This window comes from Methylobacterium sp. J-088 (assembly GCF_022829295.1).
Lineage (GTDB): Bacteria > Pseudomonadota > Alphaproteobacteria > Rhizobiales > Beijerinckiaceae > Methylobacterium.
The window spans coordinates 289,050-295,693 of record NZ_JAKSYH010000136.1 but is presented as its reverse complement, the minus strand read 5'-3'; the positions used below and the strand labels follow the sequence as shown (position 1 = coordinate 295,693).

Here is a 6,644-nt window from a genome sequence, read left to right as displayed (position 1 = left end):
GAAGAGGCGCACCCTGTCAGCGCCTTGAAGGTGCGCGCGATCCTGAACTTTCTCGACCCTCACCCCAACCCTCTCCCGCACGGGAGAGGGGGCATGTCGCGCTTGCCACCCGTGTTGGCAGACGCGTGTCGTGTACCGTGGGCAACGCGATCGGGCACCGCTCTAGTCCACGACTTCGTTCGGATAGACGCCCCACAAACGATTCTGGCGGATGTAGCCGTCCACGTCCCGCTTGTTGGGGAGCGCCACGATCAGTCGGCACCACGAGCCGGTGCAGCTCTTCACACTGCCGATCACACCCGTCTGGAGCTTGGCCTCGTCGTCGGCACCGTCATCGGCCTTGGCGCGCAGCGACACGGCGGCCTTCTCGACGCCCTTGTCGGGGCCGGCATTGACGATGGCGGTGCGCCGCCCGGACAGCAGCGAGTGCAGGACCCAACCCTCGGTTCCCTCCGAATCGCGGATCCGGCGCCAGGTCTCGAACTCGCCGACGATCTCGACGGGGAGCCCGGCCCGCTGGAATACCCACAGCGTCCGGTGGTCCTTGGAGGGCCCCTCACGCAGGTTGACGCGATCGGTCTTGAGGCTCGCGTAGCGCGGCAGCGGCAGCTTGGTCACAGGACCGATCCCGGTCTCGATCGGTGCCGCGGGCGCCGCCGTCGCTTCGATCGCGGGGCCGCCCGCCAACAGCGCCGCGACGGCGAGGCTGAGGCGTAACACGCGCATGGTCGTCTCCCTGTCCGGACGGGCCCGATGGTGGTGAATGGGCCTGTCGAAAGCGTGGCTCTTTCGGCGTGCGGACCGTGCCCGCATCCGATTGTGTTCCGGCCCACCTCTGGTAGAGAGTCCCATGGGCCGGGACAGGCTCCGGAACCGGCGCCGCGCGACCGATCCTGTCTGGCCGAATTCGGTTAACGGACGCTTGCGCGGGGCGATCCCGCCGGGCGCCGCGACCACGGCCGCAGAGCTGACGGGGAGAGAGACGTGTCGAAGCGCAAGCCGCTGGTGGTCGTGACGCGGCGGCTGCCGGATGCCGTCGAGACGCGGATGCGCGAGCTGTTCGACGTCCGCCTCAGTACCGACGATGCGCCGATGGTGGCCGACACGATGGCGGCAGCCCTGCGCGAGGCCGATGTCCTCGTCCCCACCGTCACCGACGAGATCGACGCGGGGCTGATCGCCCAGGCCGGGCCGAACCTGCGGCTCATCGCCAATTTCGGCAACGGCGTCGATCACATCGACGTCGCGGCGGCGCTGGAGCGCGGCATCACGGTCACCAACACGCCCGGCGTGCTGACCGAGGACACCGCCGACATGACGATGGCGCTGATCCTCGCCGTGTCCCGCCGGGTCGCCGAGGGCGCGCGGATCATCCCGGATGACGAGTGGACCACCGGCTGGTCGCCGACCTGGATGCTCGGACGGCGCATCACCGGTAAGCGGCTCGGCATCGTCGGCATGGGCCGCATCGGGCAGGCGCTCGCCAAGCGCGCCCGGGCGTTCGGCTTGCAGGTCCACTACCACAACCGCCGCCGGGTGCCGGCCGCCATCGAAGGCGCGCTCGACGCGACCTACTGGGAGTCCCTCGACCAGATGCTGGCGCGGGTCGATATCGTGTCGGTCAACTGCCCGCATACGCCGGCCACCTACCATCTGCTCTCGGCGCGGCGGCTCAAGCTGCTCAAGCCCGAGGCCGTCGTGGTCAACACCGCCCGCGGCGAGGTGATCGACGAGAACGCGTTGGCGCGGCTGATAGAGGGCGGCGAAATCTCGGCCGCCGGCCTCGACGTGTTCGAGCAGGAGCCGGCCGTGAGCCCGCGCCTCGTGAAGCTCGCCCGCCAGGGCAAGGTCGTCCTGCTTCCCCATATGGGCTCGGCGACCTACGAGAGCCGCATCGACATGGGCGAGAAGGTCATCATCAACATCAAGACCTTCATGGATGGCCACCGGCCGCCGGACCGGATCCTCCCCAGCATGCTCTGACGAGGCCTCGGTCGATCGTCACAGGACGTCGCCGGTCACCGCCGGACGCTTCATCGCCTGGACGCCTTGGAACAGGCGTTCACTGGTGAGTTTCAGGAAGTAGAAGCCGAATTCCGGGTTCTGGTAGTAGAGCTGCTTCACGTCGGAATAGGTTACACACAGCGCGTGTCCGGCCTCGATGCAGACCAGCGAGGCCGTGCGGGCATTGCCCGGCGACAGGAGACCGAGCTCGCCGACGATCCCGCCGGCCCGGACCTCGATGTCGACCTCCGGAATCCGAAAGACGCCGCTCTCGACGTAGTACATCTCGTCGGCGGAATCGCCCTTGCGGAAGACCACCTCGCCGATGCCGAACGGGCGCCGTGAGCCGAACGGACGCAGCCATTCGAGCGAAAGATCGCCGCCGACCGCTGTCTCGACATCGCGGACGAGCCGGAGCATCTGCCAGAGCCGGTAGGCGTTGAACGGCATCTGGATCAGCTCGGTCAACACCACCGGCATGCTGCCGATCATGCTGCCGTAGGTGATCACCACGCAGCTCGCGCAGAGCGAGATGATCCGCAGCGGGATCATCGTGCTCATGGCGGTGGCCGAGATCGTCAATACCGTGCCGAGGTAGCCGATCGCCTCGATCCAATCCATGGTCGTCCCCCTGAAACACAAGAGGGGGATGCCCATCCCGCTCGATCTGGGCAAGCGGCTCGGACGGCTGCCCGGTCTGCGCGGCTCAGGCCGTGCCCGAGCGGATACGCGTCGCGACGGCTACGGCGGCGCGCGCGCCCTCGGCGAAGGCGCCCCCCACCGTGCCCCATTGCTCCCGGGACAGCGCCTCGCCGGCAAACCACACCGTGCCGCCGACGGGTTCATGCAGACGCTGTCGGGCCGGTGCATGGCCCGGCGGGACGACAGCCCAGGAGCCCCGCGACCAAGGATCGTGGCGCCACGTGCTCACCGCCGGGATACTCAGGTCGCGCACGCGGTGATGACCGAACAGGTCGGCCAGCACCGCCCGGACATGCCGGCGCACGCCGTCCACCCCCGATCCTGCGGCATCGAGTGCCGCGGCCTCGCGCAGGTCGAGTTCGTAATAGTGGAACGGCGTGCCGTCGATGCGCGTCAGCAGGCCCGGCGGCGTACGGCGCCGGCCATGGATCGCGGCCAGACGGTCGCGACCGCGAAACGGGCTCGACGGCCAGTGCAGCACCGCGTGCTCGTAGATGCCGGTGGTGAAACCGTCGATCGCGGCACGGACCGCGTTGGGCAGCGGCGGCGTGAAGGCCGGCCCGTCGCGCAGCACCATCATCGGGATGGTCACGATCAGCGCCCGCGCCCTGTAGCTGGTGCCGTCCGCGGTCCCGACCCTGACCCGACCGCCCGACCAATCGATCCGTGTCACGGCCTGCGCCAGCGCCACCGGCAGCCCGTCGGCGAGGCGGGCCAGATAGTTGCCGTAGCCATCGGCCAGGAAGAAGTTGTCGCTGTACTCCATGCTGGGAAAGTCGTTGAGCGAGACCTGCTCGAGCGGCCGGCCGGAGACGAGGCCGTGAACCTGCGCCACCCGGGACCCCCAGGGACCGAGACCCGGCGGGAGCGCGCGCGCGGCGGGCCGGTCGTCCCCGGGCTGCGCGGCGCCCCCGGTCATGGCCCGGTCGGCCCGCGCGAAAGCCCGGGCGTTGGCCCGGACCTCATCCGCACGCCCTGGCCGGCGTCCGACCCAGACATGGCTTTCCTGGGGTGCCCGGCGCAGCCGCTCGCCCCTTGCGCGGCCCAGGGCCACCAGGGGATTGATCGGTCCGGCATGCAGCCAGTGAGCGCCGAGATCGAGGGCATGGCCGCGCAGGGCCACCGTGAGGGCCCGGCCACCGACCCGGTCGCGGGCTTCGAGCACGGCGACGGATACGCCCCGGGTCTGCAGCGTCCGGGCCGCGCCGATGCCCGCTGCGCCCGCGCCGATGATCAGCACCTCCGGCGCCTCCGGCAGCGGCGTGAGCCGGGGCCGGTAGGCGGGCTGCATCGGCGGATCGGCGACGCGGGGGCCGGCTGATCGTGGGACCGGGGTCTCTCGTGTTGCGTCCTGCACGCGCACTCCTTCGTTCCCTCGTCGGCCCTGCGGCACGGGCAGCCTTGCGCCGCCGGCCGCGCCGCTCCACAACGCGCCGGCGCCGCGACCGGCGGCGACCGGAACACACCCGATGCTCGTCGAGTCCGCCGCGGCGGCTGTGCGCCAGACCTTCTCGCCTCCCCTGCGGGCGATCCTCTGGAAATCCCTCGGTCTGACTCTCGGACTCCTGGTCCTGGTCTGGCTTGGCCTGACCCGGTTGATTCAGGCGTTCCAGGCCAGCCATCACATCTCGTCCCAGTACCCGATCCTCGACACCCTCGCCTACTACTTCGCCGGCTTCGGCCTGTTCGTCGCACTGGCTTACCTGATGCCGGCGATCTCGATCCTGGTGGCGGGCTTCTTCCTCGACGACGCGGCCGAGATCGTCGAGCGAACGGATTTTCCGGGTGACCCGCCGGGGCGTGCCATGCCGCTCGGCACCGCGATGCTGTACGCCGTCCGCTTCGCCGGGGTGACGCTGCTCGTCAATCTCGCGGCGCTCGTGATCTTCTTCGTCCCCGTGATCGGGATCGTGGCCTTCTTTGCCGCCAATGCCTATCTGCTGGCCCGGGAATATTTCGAGATGGCAGCGGCCCGGTTCCGGCCGTTGCCGGAGGCTGCCGCCATGCGCCGCGCCTTCTCGGTGCGGACCCTCGGCGCCGGTTGTCTGCTGTCGGCGATGATGGTCGTGCCGATCGTCAACCTGCTGACGCCGCTGTTCGGCATCGCCCTGATGGTCCACTTGCACAAGCGCCTCAGCCGAAATCTGCGCCTCGCTGCACCCGGCACGCCGGAGCGGGTGATGCGGCCATAGCCCGCTCTGGCCGCGACGGGGTTTGCCCGCTACCTTCACCGGAGCCGGGCGGGGCCGGGGCGGAGAGCCGATCGATGAAGGCGCACGACGCGGCGCAGGACGTTCCCCCGCCCCCCGGCATCGTGCCGTTCCTCCTTGTCGGCCTCGTGGTGATCGGGCTGGTGGGCTGGGGCGGCTATGGCCATTGGCGGCGGGACTCTGAGGCGAGCGCGACGCTGGAGCGGATCAAGGCCCTCGTGCCGCAGGTTCGCCTCGTCACGGTCGAGCGCGCCGAGGGACCGCTCGATCTCGTGCTCCCGGGCGAGATGCAGGCTTTCACGACAGCGGCGATCGCAGCCCGGGCCACCGGCTATATCGCTGAGCGCCGTGTCGACATCGGCTCGCGCGTGAAGGCCGGCGACCTGTTGCTGCGGATCGCGGCGCCGGATCTCGATCAGCAACGCGCCCAGGCCGAGGCGCAGGTCGGCCAGCTGAAGGCACAGCTTCTCCAGGCGCAGGCGCAGGTCGAGCAGGCCCGCGCCAACGTGAATCTCGCCAACCTCACCAACAACCGGACCTCGACGCTCGCCGTGCAGGGCTGGGCCTCCCGCCAGAACGCCGACACCTCGCAGGCCGGCGTCCTGTCGCAGGCCGCGACCCTCGCAGCCGCCGAGGCCGGGGTGAAGGTGGCGACCGCCAACATCAAGTCGCAGGAGGCCGTGGTCGACCGGCTGAAAGCGCTAACGGCATTCGAAAACGTCGTGGCGCCCTTCGACGGGGTCGTCACGATCCGCAACGTCGATGTCGGTGACCTCGTCCGCGCCGATAACGGCGGCACATCGCTGCTGAGCATCGATCAGGACAGCACCCTGCGCATCACCGTGAACGTGCCCCAGAACGACTCAGTCGGCGTCAAGCCCGGAGTCGGGGCGGTGATCACGGTGCCGCAGCTTCCCGGCCGGACCTTCGACGGCTTCGTGGAGCGCAGCTCGGTCGCCCTGAACGCCGCCTCGCGGACGCTGACCACGCAGGTCGACGTGCCCAATCCCGACCGGCAGCTGCGGGCCGGCTTCTACGCCCACGTGACCCTGAAGATCCCGCGCTCGGAACCGGCAGTCTCGGTGCCCGCGGAGGCGACGGTGTTCAACACAAACGGCCTCCAGGTCGCGCAGGTCGGCGATGATGACCGGGTGACATGGCGGACGGTCAAGATCCGGCGGGATCTCGGGCGCACCCTCGAGCTCGAATCGGGTTTGGCGGCCGACAGCCGCATCATCTTCAGCCCGCCGCCGGAGCTTCGCGACGGTCAGGCGATCGAGCGCCTGACGACACCGCCGGAGCCGACGCCGATGCGGTCGGCTCAGCGCTGAGCAGTTCGGCCGGTCTCAGTTCACCCGGACGACGAGCTTCATCTTCGGGTGGATTCCGCACAAAACCTGGAAGGAGCCGCGTTCGGTGAAGGTGATCGGCACGCGGCTGCCCGGTTCCTGATCGCCGGAATCGAAATTGAACGTCTCCGACTCGACGAAGACGTGGTGCAGCAGGTCGCTATCGTCGTTGACGAAGGTCACCACTTCGCCCCGGGCAACCGCGAGATTGTCAGGATGGAACATCCGGCCCTTCTGGGAGACCAGGATGCCCGATGCCTGAAGCTGCTCCGTGACGAGCAATCCGCCGGCTGCACCGAGGACCAGGGCCAGCACCACGGAGACCGAAGTCGGGCGCCGGAGGCTTAATGCGATCCGTACGACGGAAGCGGACATGTGA

7 protein-coding genes are annotated in these 6,644 nt (G+C 69.4%); 3 read left to right on the top strand and 4 right to left on the bottom strand.

Annotation, left to right across the window (positions count from 1 at the left end; translation table 11 throughout):
- Window positions 1-162 precede the first annotated feature (162 nt).
- Window positions 163-726, bottom strand: coding sequence for an SH3 domain-containing protein (locus tag MKK63_RS15475; RefSeq protein ID WP_244003194.1), 564 nt, complete (start codon window positions 724-726; stop codon window positions 163-165).
- A gap of 258 nt (window positions 727-984) precedes the next feature.
- Between MKK63_RS15475 and MKK63_RS15470 the strand changes: the two genes are divergently transcribed.
- A complete protein-coding gene (locus MKK63_RS15470; protein ID WP_244003192.1) occupies window positions 985-1,983 on the top strand; it encodes a 2-hydroxyacid dehydrogenase in 999 nt (332 codons plus the stop codon).
- Window positions 1,984-2,001: 18 nt separating this feature from the next.
- Here MKK63_RS15470 and MKK63_RS15465 read toward each other — a convergent pair whose 3' ends face one another.
- Window positions 2,002-2,661, bottom strand: coding sequence for a cyclic nucleotide-binding domain-containing protein (locus tag MKK63_RS15465; RefSeq protein WP_267421631.1), 660 nt, complete (start codon window positions 2,659-2,661; stop codon window positions 2,002-2,004).
- A gap of 49 nt (window positions 2,662-2,710) precedes the next feature.
- Entirely contained in the window at window positions 2,711-3,997 is a 1,287-nt protein-coding gene (locus MKK63_RS15460; protein WP_244003187.1) for a flavin monoamine oxidase family protein, read from the bottom strand.
- 178 nt (window positions 3,998-4,175) lie between these two features.
- Here MKK63_RS15460 and MKK63_RS15455 point away from each other — a divergent pair, with 178 nt between their 5' ends.
- A complete protein-coding gene (locus tag MKK63_RS15455) occupies window positions 4,176-4,898 on the top strand; it encodes a sulfate transporter family protein (RefSeq protein ID WP_244003185.1) in 723 nt (240 codons plus the stop codon).
- A gap of 74 nt (window positions 4,899-4,972) precedes the next feature.
- Window positions 4,973-6,247: an efflux RND transporter periplasmic adaptor subunit gene (locus MKK63_RS15450; RefSeq protein WP_244003182.1), complete on the top strand. Its 1,275-nt coding sequence runs from the start codon at window positions 4,973-4,975 to the stop codon at window positions 6,245-6,247.
- A gap of 15 nt (window positions 6,248-6,262) precedes the next feature.
- Here MKK63_RS15450 and MKK63_RS15445 read toward each other — a convergent pair whose 3' ends face one another.
- Complete coding sequence (locus tag MKK63_RS15445; protein WP_244003180.1) at window positions 6,263-6,640, bottom strand: plastocyanin; 378 nt, start codon at window positions 6,638-6,640, stop codon at window positions 6,263-6,265.
- Window positions 6,641-6,644 lie beyond the last annotated feature (4 nt).